Below are 16,013 nucleotides of genomic sequence, written 5' to 3' on the forward strand. Positions count from 1 at the left end.
CAAAAGCCTTGATTCAAGAGTTGCGGCTGTGCCAGAATTATATACCCTAAATAACTGAGAAAATACGCCTTGCGAATTATTACTATACCCTTCGTTTTCAGCTGAAGCTAAAAGCAATAAGGAGTATGCAGCTTTTTCAAAAAGATGAGAGTGAAAACATAGTTTCTCTAACGCCCAAACTAAATTTCGTCGTACATTACCAATTATATTCAATAATTGCTCATGAGTTTGATTTTGTAAAATGCGTGATATTGCAAAAGCTGTTGCTTCAGGATTCAGGTTAACAAATGAGCGGAAGAGACTTGAACCCCTATCAGATAGGATCACTTCCGCTTGGCCAAAAGGGCCTTTTGGACCGCATAATGATTCAGTTAATAACTTCACCTCAGGTAGAAAATCAAGCTTTTCAATTTGCTCACAAAAACTCTTAACCAAAGTTTCTGGAAGCAAGTCAATTAATTCGGCTTGATCTCGTTCGCGTGTTCGCGTCCACCATTCAGCAGCTAAACGAATAGCTAAGGGTTTTGGAACTAATTGAGCATAACGCCCTCTACGGTCAATTATCCCTCGCTCTGTAAATCGTTGAATACAATCATAGAAATCGGCTTCGCTTATACGCCCAATATAAGTAGCAATAAACTCAAGTTCATTAGAAACATCCTTATCCACACCAAATCTATCGAATAAAGCACAACTTTTTAGTATTTTTTCATCTATCGAGTTTTGTTGTTGCGCTTTTCCCCATAATAATCTTTTAGCAATATCATCGTCTGTAAGTCGCCCAATATCAGTGTCATCATTTAAACGGGCTTCTGCTATAAGGACAGCCATTTGGGGGAAACCTTGTGCAAACTCGGCTATGCGATTTAAATCTGGAATCTTTGCTCCATAAATATTTTCAAGCATTCCCTTTACTTCTGACGTAGAAAAAGGTTTTAATCTAACCTCTTCGGCATTCGAAATACTTTCCAAATTATAATCAAGAGTTAGCGCGCTCAATTTGCTATTTGTTCGCTGCACTTCTTTTTGTATTTGCCCATGAATTTGAATATCACAATTATCGACAACAACAATTCCATTAATTCCATGACTAACCCAATCGGTAACGAGAGCGGCAATATTAAAGACAATAGCAGCATCAACATATACAACGAGTTCTTGTAACAGAGCATCACTCCTGAATATTTCAAATGCAGTTCTTGTCTTTCCTAAACCAGATAATCCAATAATACGCGCACACTTTTGTTTTTGCTTAAGCAAGCATGTTAAATCCAAAATAACTTGCTTTCGTGCTTCAACAACAACAAAGGGGTAGTTAGTAAACTCTGCTGTTGTACTCCACTCAGAGAAAGACTTTAAACCTCGTTCAATTGATTGCCCTATCCAACTTAAAACGGCAACTATAGCCGATAAAAAACAATTTACCCAACCAGCAATTTTTGACGCGTCATAAATATCAATATCTGCCGTTAATGCGTTAGCCAATCCAAGCTCCGTTAGCTTTTTTTTCATTAAGGCTATGCGTTTCTTCTTTTGATTCTCATTAATTTCCTGAGTTGTAAATAAAATATAAGAGCCGCCTTGTGCCAAAACATCAGAAACCATAGGCTTAATCGCCCCATCTTTGGTGACCAATTCATTAGCACAGCCCGCAGGCCCCAGTTCAGAAGCTTTATTTTGGAATTGGGTTAATCTATTAGGCAAATAATTTGTCGAAACAGGGCCTCCTTGCCATTCAATTCGCCCGTCTTCACCTCCATCACCAACCTTAATATTTAAAGCAACATCTACAGCTCGCTGAGCTATTCCGTGTTTATCTGATTCAGCCCACAATAACAACTGAAGCAACTGAGTAAGTTGATCGTAATTAAGCCTAGTTATGTGTTGAGATTCAACATTAAATGGTTTAGTCATTAGATTCCGTATTTATTCGAAAAATGCTAGCAGCCTTCTTTTGTCCGATTCTAGGCATTCAAAAACTTTTAGCGTAGGCTTCCAGTGTAGCAACTCCCCTCCCGTTCAGCTACAAACTATTACCATTTTTATAAAAAATCCATTGATCCGTTTACCTTATCTTATAGGCGAATACTTTGTCGCAATGTTACGATGCATGGGGCTGGAGAATACGCGGATTATCTAAACTAAGGGGCGGCGTTGTCGGCGACATTACACGCGGGGCAATAGCGGGTATAGCCGCCGAAGCACGTTAAACGACACAGACCCCTCCACCAATCAAAACCCGTTCTTAAGCTATACTTTTATTATGCCGCGTAATCAGCCTCGGACTCTATATTTTGAAGCGGCTTTGATATACTGAAAGGAAAATTCATGCCTATCAACAGAAAAACCGCCTGAATTTCTCCCCTAACATTACACCCTTTCCATAAAGAGGAATGACCTAAAATGTCCCAAAGCTTATCATTGATAGAATACGAAGCGGATGAAGACGGTAATCTTTATGAAGATCATTGCCGCGTTATTGAATCTGCATTCATTTCCCCAGAAGTCATCAGCTCCATCGAAGCGCAAAAGTTACTGGAAGACAAAACGCTTCTTGAGGAACTAGGGGAGGCAGAGTCCTCGGTAATGAAGTGCCTTGAGGATTCTTCACTCGATAAGGTATTGTCAATTTTAGAAATTGAATTTATAAAATTTCTCTCATCAGAGGCTGCAAATAACGCAAAAAATAGACTTATACGCGATGAAATTTCTTCGTTACTTGGTGATTTCGGGACAATAGCTAACCTGTATCACGTCATAAAGCTCAAGAAAGAAAAGTTTTGGCATCACCCTAACGTCGTTTTAAAGTTAGGGTAAAGCGATGAGTTCAAACAAAGGTAAAGATGGCGAAATGAGGATTATAAAAATCGTTGCCGATATATACTACTGTGAACGGCCAAGTTTTCGGCTTTTACAATTCACCGTAGGGTACGCTGTGCGTACCTTTTACACTGATTTTTATGAGGATTTTTTAAAGGTACGCACAGCGTACCCTACCAAAAAAACCGAAAACCTGGCCGTTTGAAGTATAGCTATCCAAGAAGAAGGCTTCGATTTTACCCGCCCCACCGTTACCAATGAAAGCGACATGGGAGCAGATTTGATGATCAGATCGTCGCCATAGTCACTTAAACGCCTGCTTCACGTTGCCGCCGGACTTCCACAACCCACCGATGAACCTAGCGCAGAACGCCCAAAGAAGACAATAGAATCCAGAGTTGACGTAAAGACAACACAGAGCAAGCTGCAAACAGATACTGTTGAAAAGTTTGCTTCGGATGCGCATAAGCACCCCAAATGCACTGGTCATATACTTATGGGCGGAAGCAATCTGACAGGCCCCGCACGCCGAAAATTCGATCAATATAAGCATGATTTTGAACAAGCCGGCAAAATATTGGCTTACATTTCCAATGAGGGAATCAGCAAACTGGAGTCAGAATATACAACATCTATTGCCCTTACGCCGAAAGACAGCGGGAACGATTGAATAAGACTGTCGCGAGTGCCGGAATAACGGGCATTTGGAATGCCGCCTTGCTTATTAACCGCTTACCGTACACAAAGGGAGCCTGGGAAATGGAAGCAGAAATAAATGGCAAGCATCAGGACAAAGCAGCCCTGAAATGGTGAAGGTATAAACGGGTAAAATTGACGTGACAAAGCCCACCAGAAGCAATCAGTTGCTACTAGTATCGCTACTAAAGGGGATTATTTAGACTAAAACGGGATTGGTATTTTATTGGGGTGAACGACGGGGCTCGAACCCGCGACAACAGGAATCACAATCCTGCACTCTACCAACTGAGCTACGCTCACCATAATGGTGGGTAAATAGGGGAAAAACAAATGGTACGCTTGGCAGGACTCGAACCTGCGACCCCCAGCTTAGAAGGCTGGTGCTCTATCCGGTTGAGCTACAAGCGCAAAGTGGTCGGGGTGGAGGGACTCGAACCCCCGACATTCTGCTCCCAAAGCAGACGCGCTACCAGACTGCGCTACACCCCGACAATTTTCTTTACCGATATTTGTAATGTTTTACAAACACCCTTGAAGAGCTGACTATGATAGACCTGTATCAGTTTTCCGTCAACAGTTTTTTAATTTATTTTCTTAAACCATTACCACTCGTCCTAAACAAGGCTCTATTCATTACAAAATAAACATTATTATCAGCAAGATACAAGCCATTCCTCTCAGCTTAACAACAGCCACAGACCTAAACGCCGCAAGGCATAACTTGCCGCACTTGCCGGACAGTTATTCAGCCACTCAAGATAAAATAATTGCCCTACTTTTGCGGATTAGCCAATAACTGCAACCCATACCGGCTTAACCTAACTTCGCCCGTTTCCAGTGTCGGATTACTATACTGGCCAAACTGCAAAACCCGCCGCAACAAATCCAAGGACAATAAAGCCGCCTGGCTTTGTTTACGCTTGCTATTGCCTGTGACGGTATGCACCGATTGATGGTAACGGGCATCGGCAAGCAGTACCGAATGTACGGTTATCGCTTGGCTTTTATCTTGCAGTTGCTGATAACTGCCCTCGTATACCTGTACTAAAACCCAATCGGCAGGGTTATCTGTTGGTACCGAGCCAGCCAATTGCCGCGCCAAGCCGGCAATGTCGCCACCGTCAAAAACCAGCCCTCGCTGCTTTGCCCAGTTCGGCAGCGACGGCTCATAACGCGCCGCCACCAACCAATCGGCCCCCACGCATAAGCTTGCTAACAGCCCTTGGCTGGCGGTTTCGACTAATGACAGGCTCAGTCCCTTATCGGCCATTAACTGCCTGACAACATCGGCCATACTACCCGACGGGGTATCTTGGGTATCGACGGCAAACACCGCATCGCCCAACAGCCCGACCGTTTCCGCCACTAAGGCGGTCAATTCCGGCTGGGGATAGGCATAAGGGAATAACAGTTTGGTCTCCACTTCGCTTAAATCGGCACGGAAACCTAGCTGCACGGCGGCGGGCAATGCCAAAGCATTCAGGCGTTGCTGAATCGCCGATTCGCCCAAACCATACGTCTTAATGCTGATTAAGGTGCTGGGCTGTAAAACGAACTGCTTCTGCAATAAAGGCAAAACCCTTTTGACAAACATCGTGCGCATTTCGCTGGGCACACCCGGCAGAAACACAAACCAGCAACGCTGATACCGCAGGGCAAAACCGGGGGCCGTGCCGCGCTTATTGTTAAGCCGCACCGAACCTTTCGGCAATAGGGCTTGTTTGCGGTTGGATTCGGGCATATCACGCTGGCGCAAGCGGAAAAACGCCTCGATCTGGGCGAAGGCTTTCGGATCAAACTGCAACGGCAAGCCAAACGCCAACGCCACAGCCTCAGCGGTCAAATCGTCTTGGGTGGGGCCTAAACCGCCCGTGCAAATACAGCAATCGGCGCGTTGGGCAATTTCCTGCAATAGCGTCACCAAGTCAGCCAGTTTGTCGCCAACCGCCGTGTGGCGGGTCACGCAAAAACCTTGCCTGACCGCCTGTTGCGCTAGCCACGCCGCATTGGTGTCTATAGTATGTCCGGTGACAATTTCTTCGCCTTGCGAAAAAATCTCCAGGATTGGGTTCATGTTAGACTCACTTAAAAAGATAGGGTTATGGGCTGTACGGCACGGACAGATTGGCTAATAATAGGTGCTTTTTACCGGACGTTGACATGCCGATGATAATAGAGCAGCACTGGCTAACAGGCATCACTCACCTGCCCTCACCTAACCACGATGAGCGGTCAGACCCTGACGATATTTCCCTGCTGGTTATCCACTGTATCAGTCTGCCGCCCGGCCAATTTGGCGGCGACTACATCAGCCAATTATTTTGCAATCGGCTTAATCCCGAAGATGATGCCTATTTTGCCAGCATTTATCAACTGAAAGTGTCCGCGCACTTGCTGATCCGCCGCGATGGCACCTGTGTGCAATATGTGCCGTTTGACCGCCGTGCTTGGCACGCCGGGGTATCCCATTACCAAGGGCGTGAGCGCTGCAATGATTTCTCTATCGGTATCGAGTTGGAAGGCTGCGAGCAAACGCCTTATACCGAGGCGCAATACCAACAATTAGCAGCGGTGATTAAGACCTTATTGGCCGCATATCCGCGCTTGACCCAGCAGCATATCACCGGACACAGCGACATTGCCCCGGGGCGTAAAACCGACCCCGGCGCAACGTTTGACTGGAACTATTTAAGAGGCTTGCTGGCGTAACCCGCCCTATGGGGTAACAACGGCTACTTATTAACTGTTTTGGGTTCGGGGACATGTGGGGCGTAATTGACCCGTTCGATGCCCGTCGCCATTGAAGGTTGGTGGGGAGCCGCCGCTTCCTCCTCTTCGCTTTCTTTATGGATAGCCTCTAACGATAAACCGCCGCTGGTATGGCCTCCTTGATCGGTTGGTGATTTTGACCCCAAGCCTTCGCTTAAATTAATTTTTAACTTTAAGTTATTGGGCGAGTCGGAGTTTTGCAGGGCTTCTTCCAAAGAAATGATCCCTTCTTTGTATAAGCGCATCAAATGGCTATCGAAAGTTTGCATACCGATATTCTCTGATTTCTCCATCGCCTCCTTAATATTTTGCACTTCGCCTTTCAAAATCAAATCGCGCACCAGTTGCGAGGACAATAAAATTTCAATCGCGGCAACACGCTTACCTTCAATAGTCGGCACCAGCCGTTGCGAAATAAAGGCTTTTAAGTTCAACGACAAGTCCAGCAATAACTGATTATGGCGCTCTTCCGGGAAAAAGTTCAGGATACGGTCTAAGGCTTGGTTAGAGTTATTGGCGTGTAAGGTCGACAGGCATAAATGTCCGGTTTCGGCAAAGGCCAGCGCGTGTTCCATGGTCTCACGGCTACGGATTTCGCCGATCAGGATCACGTCGGGGGCTTGCCGCAAGGTGTTTTTTAACGCGTCTTCATAGCTCATGGTATCCACGCCGACCTCACGCTGGTTAACCAACGACTTTTTATGCGGATGGATATACTCGATAGGGTCTTCAATGGTGATGATATGGCCCGACGAGTTACTGTTGCGGTGGTCGATCAGCGCCGCCAGCGATGTCGATTTGCCCGACCCCGTACCGCCGACAAACAATATCAACCCGCGCTTTTCCATAATGACATTTTTGAGGATTTGCGGCAGGCCTAACTTATCGGCATTGGGGATTTCCACCTTAATATTGCGGATAACCAACGCGAAATTATTACGCTGCCGGAAAATATTCACCCGAAACCGCCCGATGCCCGGCTCGGAAATCGCCAAATTCATTTCCGGTGTAACTTCAAAAGCCTTTCTTTGATCGTCGTCCATCAGGCCAAAGGCGATTTCTTTCAGTTTTTCATTGGTCAATTTTATATTTTCTAAGGGCTTCAACGCTCCCTGAAACTTAGCGGCAGGCGGCGCGTCTACCGTCAAATACAAATCGGAACCGTCGTGGCGGACAAGAATGGTCAGATAATCTTTAAATTCCATAAAAAGCTCGTCGTATAAAAGTTAAATGGGTGATAAACCCGCTCAAGAACAGCAGATAATGCAAATATCCGCGTATAATGCCATTGATTTACCCATAACAGCCAATAATTATCAATCAACTTAAGGTTATGACTCAACAAAGAAAAGCCGTGGCACTGATTTCCGGCGGCCTAGACTCTATGCTTGCCGCGAAAACCATCATGGAACAAGGCATCCATGTCGAAGGCATCAATTTTTTCACCGGCTTTTGTGTCGAAGGCCACACCCATGCGATCCGCGATAAGGACAAAGCCAAACCCAAACGCAACAACGCCCTGTGGGTCGCCGAACAATTGGGCATTAAACTGCATATCGTTGATGTCATCGAAGAATATAAAAACGTGCTGATTAACCCCAAGCACGGTTACGGGGCGCACCTTAACCCCTGCCTGGACTGCAAAATATTTATGGTCAACCGCGCCAAACGTTGGCTGGCGGAAAACCAGTTCGATTTTATCATCACCGGCGAAGTCATTGGGCAACGGCCTATGTCACAGCGCAAAAACACCATGCCGATCATCGCCAAACAATCCGGCGCTGATGATTTGCTATTGCGCCCGCTGTGCGCCAAAAATCTGCCGGAAACCATTCCTGAGCGCGAAGGTTGGGTGAATAGGGAAAAACTGCATGACATTACGGGCCGCTCACGCAAACCGCAAATGGCGATGGCCGAACAGTTCGGCATTGACGACTACTCGCAACCTGCGGGCGGCTGCTGCTTTTTGGTCGATAAAAACTATACCGCCAAATTGGTCGATTTATGGCAAGCACAAGGCAGTAAAGACTACGAACTCGATGATGTCATGCTGTTAAAAGTAGGCCGCCATATCCGCCCTGCCCCGCATTTTAAGCTGATTGTCGCCCGCGAAGAAGGCGAAGGCCGCTTTTTGCAAGGCTATAAAAAAGACTATATCAGCCTGCTGGCGACCAGCCATAACGGCCCCTTAGTGTTATTGGATGGCGAACCCTCGGCTGAAGACCTGTTCCTCGCCGCGCGTATCACCGCCCGCTTCGGCCAAGGCCGCGAAGCGGAACAGGTCGATGTCGCCATTCTCGACAAAGCCGGCATAGAGCGCGTCATTACCGTCACACCCATAGCCAAAGAAGAATTCCCTAAAGAGTGGTATATTTAAAGGGCTTATCAGTAGCATCCGTTTAAGTGGAGCGCAGGCATCTTGCCCGCAAAAGCAAGCAAAATGCCCGCGCCCCCAAAATGCCCCCATGCACCGCTACGCTATCCTAGCATCCTTAGGCAAAACAATAGGCTGCACAACCGGGGTCGCCTTAACCGACCAAGGCAATAAACGCTCTGGATGGGTCAACAAACCATAAATGATCAGAACGCCGATCAGCAACCACGCCACTGTTCTCATTGTTACAAACTTGCCCATCACATTGTTATCCGTTATTTATTGGAGATTAACTATAGCGTAGCGAATATTGGCAATATTCCTACCCGCAATGTGCATTTATGTGAAACCGTTCCGCTTTATTTTTCAGCGCAGTGCTGATGTTATCAGCCCGCCTCACAAAAAGACAATATTCACCTGCTCGCCAAACACGGCTTGCACGGTGGGGATCAGATGGTCATGGTGGCTAAGGAAAATCACCTGCGTCTGGGCGGATAAGCTTTTCAGGGCTTCAAACCCGGCTTTGGCGCGGACATCATCGTAATTTATAAACAAATCGTCGGCGATAAACGGCAATGGCAGGGTTTGTTCCAAGTGCATTTCTAAAGCCGCCAGCCGTAATGCCAAATAGAGTTGGTCGCGCGTACCGTCGCTCATCCCAGCAATACCGACTAACTTGCCGTCGGCACGCAAGCCTTCCAACACCATCGGCACGCGCTCAAAATCCACCACCAACTTCAAAAATGCCCCTGAAGTCAAGGTCGAAAAAATCGCCCCTGCCCGCCCCAGCAACGGCCCTTGCTTGTCTTGCCGATAACGGTCTATCGACCAGCGCAGCAAATGCCCAGCAGTGAGTACCTTAACATACCGCTCCGCCACCTCCGACATTTTCGCCAACGCTTCTTGGCGTTGCCCCTCGGCTTGGGCTGCTGCATCAGAACCGCCGATGTCGGCTAATAGCCGTGCCGCGTTGGCTAAATTGGCCGACAGCCCGGTTTGCTGCTCTACGGTGTCCGCCAGTTCGGCATCAATTTTCGCCAACTCGGCGACGAGTCGGACCAGGTCGGCGGCATCAATCTCCGCTTCGATTTGTACTTGGCTGAGGCCATCGCCGCCATTAAGAAAAGTGGCCTTCGCTTCGGCCAGCTTAGCCTGTAAATGGCGATAATCGTCAGACCTAGCAATGGCTTCCGCCAACAAGGCACAACTGTCAACCCCCGCCCGTTCCATCAACGGCCTGAGGTTGGCCGTGGCCGTTTGTATCGACTCATTAGCCTCACCCACTTGGGCATTTGCCACCCGCAACATCTCCGTTAAGCGCTCCCGTTCTGCATAGGCCGCACGGGCTTGGGCGAGCCGACTAGCTAACTCAATGGCGATTTCATTGGTCGGTGCCGCATTCAGTTCAGGGGCAAGGCTTTGCGCCAACCGCTGGGCATCGGCCGAGAATGCCTTAAGATCCGCATTCATGGTATCAATACGTTCTACCCGAATCTGGCGCATTTTGCTCAATTTTTCTTCCATTAAGCCAATCAGTTCCAGCGCGTCTTCGACCGCCCCCAAAGCGCTGTCAGCGGCTAAACCCGCCTTCGCCAGCATATCAGACCAGGCCGCAATCCAACGGTGCTCTTCTGCACGCGCCCCGTCGGTCGCTTGCTTTAAGGTGGCCGCTAGGGTTTGCGCGGTCAGCAATTGCGCCGCCAAGGTGTCGCGCCGGACATTGGCATCATCAATGTCTTGGATAAAGCGTTCCGCTTGTACCGTCAGTACCGCCAGATTATCGTCATCGGATACCGCCAGCCCGGTTTCGCGCAACGCTTGACTCAGGCCTAGCTGCGCCTGAGCCACCCTATCGGCGGTCAAATCCAACTCGGACTGCGCCTCCTGACAAACCAGTGCCGCCGCCAGCACCTTTTCCCGCTTCCCTAGCCAAGCGCCCAACTCCTCCAACGGCATCGCCAGCAAACCCAGCCCCGCCGCCTGCTCAGCCCACGCCCCATCAAAGGCTTGCAGGACTTTGCCCAACTCGGCATACTGGCCGTCAATCATCGACAGATTATGCTGCTCCCGCTCCAACTGATGTTCTAAACTTTGCAGTTCGGTTGCCTCCCCCACATCATCAAGCCGCCTGTCGGCAACCAAATCGGCTTGGCGTAGCGTCACCTCAAACCGTGGTGCCGCTTCTTGCAGGGTGTTCTCTCCGGCTTTCATCGCCAACCATAAGGCATCGCGTTCATGCCGCGCGTACAGAACGGCTTCATGAGTGGTGGGATGATGCAGTTCCTGAAATTGCGAAATCTCTATGCCAATCCGGCCAACCTCAGCTTTTTGGCTGTTCAGTCGGCTTAAGGCCGCTTTTTGGTCGGCCACCAGTTCGCGCCGCTCTTGCAGCAAGCGGTTAATGCGTGTTTGGCTTGGCGGCTGCATAGCCAGCAATTCCGCTAACGGCTTTTGCCAAGCCCCCAATGCCGCTAGCGCATCGGCCAACGCCGCCTGGGCTTTCGCCAGCTTCCCCTGCTGCTTTTGGCTGGCCGTATCCACATCCCCCAAAGACTTAGCCTTTGCCAAAGCCGCCCGCAACGCCGGCTTAATTTCACCCGCGCACAAACTGGCCAATTGCTTAGACAACCCGTCAATCTCCGCCAGCTTGTTGCTTTCAGCTTTTTCCGCCGCCCGCAACGCCTGGATAATGCCGCCATGACTATGGGCTTGCCGCCTCAGCTCACGCTGCACCAATTGCTTAGGCAAACGTAAGCTGATGGCTGATTCCGATTCCGGTTGCCAACCCAATTGGGCGCATAAATCAGCCACGTTTTGCCAAAGCAAGGCAATCTCATTTTTGCGCCGCTCTATATCGCGGCTATAGGGGCTGTATTGCTGGCGCAGATTATCGAGCTTGCTGATGTCCGCCGCCATCGCCAGCACCGCTTCGTCCAGCGGGATTTGCCCTAAAGCCGCCTGAGTCTTTTCCGCCTCGCCCGTACGCAACGCTAAAAGCTGGCGGGCGACCGCAAGCTCCCGCTCCGAAGCCGACAAAATGGCTGCCGCATCCCCAGGCAATTCAATCACCGCACCCAATTCCGCCAATTGCTGTTCATTATCCCTAATCGCCGCCAGATAAGGGGCTAACCGCCGGATACGTTCAAGACTATTGCGCTGGCTTTGCAACTGCTGGTGGCGGTCGCGCTCGTCACTTAATTGCTGTTGCAAAGCCTCAACCTTATGATGCGCCTCCACCCACACCTTCGTCCGCACCGTGGCTTCTTTTAAGGCCGCAGTCGCCTTATCGAGCTGATCGGCGGCGATATAATAAGCCCGTTCCGCCGATTTTCTCGGTGCCCATAAATGGCTGGCCTCGGTCAGCAACGCATCACGGATTTTGCCCAAACTGGCAACCCCCGCCGCCGATTGGAACAGAATCTGGCCGACATCATTTTCGGCATTTAAAATGCTGTTGCCCCCGGCAATCAAGCGCGTGTGGTCAAGGCCAAACATCTGGTCAAAGAAATACCTGTCCGCCGTCCCGATAAACGGCACCAACGCCGCCTCCGGCAATACCGCATCGGCTGGCGAACGCAAGGTTTGCTTTTGCGCCTTGGCGCGGTGAAATTCCAAAGCCCCAGAGGCATTATTGATGTGCGCCCCCAACCGTAATTCATTGAGCGGATGGATAAAGTTTAAAGTCGAGCGGGTCGGAATGCCGAACAGCAAATCGACAATCGCCGACCGCAACGTGGACTTGCCCGCCTCATTCGGGCCGACAACCAGATGAAAATCGTATTGGGCGGCAGGAAACCCGACCGAACGGTCAGAAAACTTGCCATATTTGATAAGGTCAACACGCTGAAATCGCATAATCCGCTTACTCCGCCTGAGCCAAATGGGCGACCAGCCCCGGACGCACGTCCTGCACCAACCCCATTAAATCGCCGGAACGAATATCCTTAAAATAAGGCACAGCCGTTTGTAACTCCAGCGGCGCCTTATTGACCAAGCCTAACAACTCCTCTTGCAAACCCTTGAGAAAATCGGGGTCAGTTTCCGCCGCCGCAAACAAATCCTGCAAATCCGCCAGCGCGTCGGCCCGCGCCCTGAGCACCGCCCCGTCATCGACAGCCGCCGTATTCACCTTGACCTTTTCAATCCAAATCCGCTCCGCCCCGATAGCGGCCGCCAATGCCAACACCTCCGCCCGCAACTGGCCTTCCAGCCCGAACAGCTCACCGTGCGCCTGCGTCTTACCGATGACATTAACCCTGATAACGGCGGGTATAGTCGCGGGCGTATCCGCCAACACCGCCTCCAAAGCCTGCCCTATCGCCACCACCACCTCGGCTAGCGCGTTACAGCCCGCCACATCCACATCAAGGCTATACCAGCGCAACACATCAACGAACAGCCGCGCAATGCCGGCAATTTCCGCATCCTCAACCGTCACCAAAACCGCCCCGCGCGGGCCGGTCTCACGGATATGCCGCCCCTGAAGATTGCCGGGAAACACCACCGTCGCCGCCCCTTGCCATATCTGATGCTCATGGACATGGCCTAACGCCCAATACTGGTAGCCCTTGGCATGAAGCTCGTCCAGACTGCACGGCGCATAGTTGGCATGGGCGGACGAGCCTTCCAGTGCCGTATGCAGCACACCAATGTTAAACACCCCCGGCACGGGTGCCGGATAACCGGACGCAAGATTTTCGACTGTTTCCTTATCCTTAAAACTGCGGCCATGCAGGGCGACCTTTAACCCTTCCAACTGGAACGTTGTCGGCTTACGCGCATCAAAAGTAAACACATTATCGGGCAATTGCAGTTTTTTGGTCATTTCACTCTCGGCATCGTGGTTGCCGAACAGCAGATAAACCGGAATCCCCGCCCTTTTCAGGCGGCCCATTTCTTTACAGAAATAAATGCCCGTATTATGGTCTTTCCAAGTGCCGTCGTAGAGATCCCCGGCAATCACCATAAAGTCCACCTGCTGCTCAACCGCCTCGCTAACCAGCTTGGTAAACGCATCACGGGTCGCCGTACGCAACATCTCCACCGGGGCATCCGGGTAAGCGCTTAAACCCGTTAATGGGCTATCTAAATGTATATCCGCAGCATGAATGAATTTCACTATCCCTTATCCCTTTTTATTGTGTGGCGACGCTAATAAGTCCGTAAGTCGGTTAACAGACCGGATGATAGGCGCATAAACTGAAAACGCTGCCGTTTAGCCCGTTTTTCCGTCCATCTGGCACGCAAAGCCCGAAATATTGGATAATAGCCGCCCTTTGTGGATCGGGCAATAAAAAAAGCGCCTATTCGCCCCGTTTGGGCTATTCTTACTAAAAAAACCACAAATTGTTGGTGATAAAACGTTCGGTAGCCTTGTCGGATAGGATAGCGGAAAGGCCGTAAGCCCATTATTTGGTGAACAATGCGGATGTCGCGTTTAGAAATGGCTGATACCCTAAACCAGCCCCGCTTATCGTTTATGGGATAATGACCCATAGCCTAACAACAGATAAACGTTAACTTATAGCATCTAGCGTTAAGCAAACGACAGGCTAAAGCTAGCACACTCGGTCAGGTTATCGTGCAATGGCTAAAGACTATTGCACTCCGTTCGGTGCAGCCCTTTAAAATCATGCCGTTATTAAGCAAAAAGCGGGGAAGCGCAATGGGCTATCGTTTTGCAGATTACCAATGATGACGATGCCCCAGAGATACGGGGTATTGTCGATAATGAATTTAAAAAGATCGGGTGCGAATAGCCACCTGAAACAACACTTTTAGGGGAAAAAACATGAAAACCACGCATTTATCTAGCCGCAGGCATGTAACCATTCCAAAAACAATATGCGATGCTTATCATTTGGCCATCGGGCAAGAATTAGAAATTGAATCTACCCCGCAAGGCATTTTATTGAAGCCAAAAAAAATAATGCAACATACTTCTATCGAAGCTATTGCGGGCTGTTTGGCTTATCAAGGCGCAGCAAAGTCCATAGAAGAAATGGACGAGGCCATTCAACAAGGCAATTGCCGCTGAATGGGGACAACATGATCGCAGTTGACACCAATGTGATAGTGCGATTTTTAACCAGAGACGATGAAGCCCAATATCTCAAGGCATACCGTATTTTTGCCGAATCCGCACTGCTTTTTATCCCCACTACCGTTATTTTGGAAACAGAATGGGTATTACGGTTCAGCTACCGTTTCCCATCTGACCGTATTGGCTATGCCTTGTCGGGTTTACTGGGATTAACAAACGTTATGACTGAAAATAAGGCCGCTGTGTTTAACGCCTTAGCATGGCATCGGCAAGAAATGGATTTTGCCGATGCTTTACATCTGGCGTGTAGTTCATCTGCCAATGAATTTGTCAGCTTTGATAAGAAGCTCATTAATAAAGCGATTGGTTTAAATGTCGATATAAAGTTAATTGATCCTAGCACTTTACCGCGCTGAGGGATAAACAACTGCTCCAAGTCATCTTCCGTATTGCCTATGAATTTATTAGCCATTTATATTTTATTGCCGTAAGAAAAACGGATACCCAACCGAAATCCCATTTAATACTTCAGGAGCCATTATGCAAACCGTCACCGTTTCTGAACAAGGCCAAGTTATTATCCCTCTCGACATCCGCAAACAATTGGGTATTACACCAGGATGCCAGCTTAGCTTTATAATAGAAGGCCCTAACTTAAGGGTTGAAGTCAATCAGCGCATTCAGCCGACAAAACCTGAAGAGGGTTACGGATTGCTCGTTTGCAAATTGCCTGGTGAACGGAATCTAGCGGATTTTGATGTTGCACACGCTATGCGAGACGCTAAATGATAGGGCTAGACACCAATATTTTGGCCCGTTTTTATGTCGATGACCCCAACGATTTGCAGGCGGTTAAACAACGCCCAATTGCCCGGCGCATCATGACTGAATCACCCCAACTGTTTGTGCCATTGACCGTTATTTTAGAATTGGAATGGGTGTTACGCGCTTTTTATGGTTTTGGGCAGAGTGATTTTCGCCGCGTTATTGAGCATCTGCTAGGGCTAGCCAATGTCACCGTTGAAGAATGGCCTCGCGTCTCCCAAGCCTTGGCTTTACAATCAGAAGGTTTGGATTTTGCCGATGCTTTGCATCTGACCGCTTGCCGTCATTGTGAAAGTTTTTACAGCTTTGATGACCGTCGTTTTGCGCGTCGTGCCGCCCGCTTAGCAGTAACGCCCTTAAGTGGCCCCCATTGTCCAGACAATATTTAGCCTAGTTTAAGATAGTGTCATTGCCATTGCAGCGGATTGGCGCTGCCCCGTTTCTCCGTTTGAAGCATTTCGTTTATCGCTAAAATGATCTGCT

General features: G+C 49.2%; 13 protein-coding genes and 3 tRNA genes. 7 read left to right on the forward strand and 9 right to left on the reverse strand.

The genetic code is table 11. The features are described 5' to 3' along the window. Nucleotides 1-1,914, reverse strand: a 1,914-nt coding sequence (locus AADEFJLK_RS24365) for a hypothetical protein (RefSeq protein WP_211299148.1), incomplete at its 3' end; no start/stop codon positions are given. 489 nt (nucleotides 1,915-2,403) lie between these two features. Here AADEFJLK_RS24365 and AADEFJLK_RS05605 point away from each other — a divergent pair. Beyond that, nucleotides 2,404-2,817 (forward strand): hypothetical protein, encoded by a 414-nt coding sequence (locus AADEFJLK_RS05605; protein WP_103973565.1) that lies wholly within the window; start codon nucleotides 2,404-2,406, stop codon nucleotides 2,815-2,817. Between the two features lie 926 nt (nucleotides 2,818-3,743). Here AADEFJLK_RS05605 and AADEFJLK_RS05615 read toward each other — a convergent pair. The 4 genes from AADEFJLK_RS05615 to AADEFJLK_RS05630 form a co-directional block, all read right to left on the reverse strand. Beyond that, nucleotides 3,744-3,819: transfer RNA gene (locus AADEFJLK_RS05615), tRNA-His, on the reverse strand. A gap of 31 nt (nucleotides 3,820-3,850) precedes the next feature. Beyond that, nucleotides 3,851-3,927, reverse strand: a tRNA-Arg gene (locus tag AADEFJLK_RS05620). A gap of 4 nt (nucleotides 3,928-3,931) precedes the next feature. After that, nucleotides 3,932-4,008, reverse strand: a tRNA-Pro gene (locus AADEFJLK_RS05625). Between the two features lie 283 nt (nucleotides 4,009-4,291). Further along, nucleotides 4,292-5,593 (reverse strand): competence/damage-inducible protein A, encoded by a 1,302-nt coding sequence (locus AADEFJLK_RS05630; RefSeq protein ID WP_103973567.1) that lies wholly within the window; start codon nucleotides 5,591-5,593, stop codon nucleotides 4,292-4,294. Nucleotides 5,594-5,685: 92 nt separating this feature from the next. Here AADEFJLK_RS05630 and ampD point away from each other — a divergent pair, with 92 nt between their 5' ends. Further along, complete coding sequence (gene ampD / locus AADEFJLK_RS05635; protein ID WP_103973568.1) at nucleotides 5,686-6,228, forward strand: 1,6-anhydro-N-acetylmuramyl-L-alanine amidase AmpD; 543 nt, start codon at nucleotides 5,686-5,688, stop codon at nucleotides 6,226-6,228. Between the two features lie 23 nt (nucleotides 6,229-6,251). On the opposite strand, the gene AADEFJLK_RS05640 is transcribed toward ampD, so the two are convergent. Continuing rightward, nucleotides 6,252-7,493 (reverse strand): PilT/PilU family type 4a pilus ATPase, encoded by a 1,242-nt coding sequence (locus AADEFJLK_RS05640; RefSeq protein WP_103973569.1) that lies wholly within the window; start codon nucleotides 7,491-7,493, stop codon nucleotides 6,252-6,254. A gap of 128 nt (nucleotides 7,494-7,621) precedes the next feature. Here AADEFJLK_RS05640 and AADEFJLK_RS05645 point away from each other — a divergent pair, with 128 nt between their 5' ends. Then, nucleotides 7,622-8,665: a tRNA (5-methylaminomethyl-2-thiouridylate)-methyltransferase gene (locus tag AADEFJLK_RS05645; protein ID WP_088620958.1), complete on the forward strand. Its 1,044-nt coding sequence runs from the start codon at nucleotides 7,622-7,624 to the stop codon at nucleotides 8,663-8,665. Between the two features lie 96 nt (nucleotides 8,666-8,761). Here the strand turns inward: AADEFJLK_RS05645 and AADEFJLK_RS24370 are convergent, their stop codons facing one another. The 3 genes from AADEFJLK_RS24370 to AADEFJLK_RS05655 all read right to left on the reverse strand — a co-directional run bounded on the left by AADEFJLK_RS24370 (nucleotide 8,762) and on the right by AADEFJLK_RS05655 (nucleotide 13,781). Further along, on the reverse strand, nucleotides 8,762-8,905 hold the full coding sequence (locus AADEFJLK_RS24370) for a hypothetical protein (RefSeq protein ID WP_157679450.1): 144 nt from the start codon (nucleotides 8,903-8,905) through the stop codon (nucleotides 8,762-8,764). A 153-nt stretch (nucleotides 8,906-9,058) separates the two neighbouring features. Next, nucleotides 9,059-12,517 (reverse strand): ATP-binding protein, encoded by a 3,459-nt coding sequence (locus AADEFJLK_RS05650; RefSeq protein ID WP_103973570.1) that lies wholly within the window; start codon nucleotides 12,515-12,517, stop codon nucleotides 9,059-9,061. Nucleotides 12,518-12,524: 7 nt separating this feature from the next. Further along, on the reverse strand, nucleotides 12,525-13,781 hold the full coding sequence (locus AADEFJLK_RS05655) for a metallophosphoesterase family protein (protein ID WP_103973571.1): 1,257 nt from the start codon (nucleotides 13,779-13,781) through the stop codon (nucleotides 12,525-12,527). 672 nt (nucleotides 13,782-14,453) lie between these two features. Between AADEFJLK_RS05655 and AADEFJLK_RS05660 the strand changes: the two genes are divergently transcribed. The 4 genes from AADEFJLK_RS05660 (at nucleotide 14,454) to AADEFJLK_RS05675 (ending at nucleotide 15,919) form a co-directional block, all read left to right on the forward strand. Further along, nucleotides 14,454-14,699 (forward strand): AbrB/MazE/SpoVT family DNA-binding domain-containing protein, encoded by a 246-nt coding sequence (locus AADEFJLK_RS05660; protein WP_103973572.1) that lies wholly within the window; start codon nucleotides 14,454-14,456, stop codon nucleotides 14,697-14,699. A gap of 11 nt (nucleotides 14,700-14,710) precedes the next feature. Then, complete coding sequence (locus AADEFJLK_RS05665) at nucleotides 14,711-15,121, forward strand: type II toxin-antitoxin system VapC family toxin (protein WP_103973573.1); 411 nt, start codon at nucleotides 14,711-14,713, stop codon at nucleotides 15,119-15,121. Between the two features lie 124 nt (nucleotides 15,122-15,245). After that, on the forward strand, nucleotides 15,246-15,494 hold the full coding sequence (locus tag AADEFJLK_RS05670; RefSeq protein WP_103973574.1) for an AbrB/MazE/SpoVT family DNA-binding domain-containing protein: 249 nt from the start codon (nucleotides 15,246-15,248) through the stop codon (nucleotides 15,492-15,494). Further along, the gene (locus AADEFJLK_RS05675; RefSeq protein ID WP_103973575.1) at nucleotides 15,491-15,919 is read left to right on the forward strand and encodes a type II toxin-antitoxin system VapC family toxin; all 429 of its coding nucleotides are present in this window, start codon (nucleotides 15,491-15,493) and stop codon (nucleotides 15,917-15,919) included. Before AADEFJLK_RS05670 ends, AADEFJLK_RS05675 begins: the two co-directional genes overlap by 4 nt. Nucleotides 15,920-16,013 lie beyond the last annotated feature (94 nt).

The organism is Methylovulum psychrotolerans (assembly GCF_002923755.1).
GTDB classification, from domain to species: domain Bacteria; phylum Pseudomonadota; class Gammaproteobacteria; order Methylococcales; family Methylomonadaceae; genus Methylovulum; species Methylovulum psychrotolerans.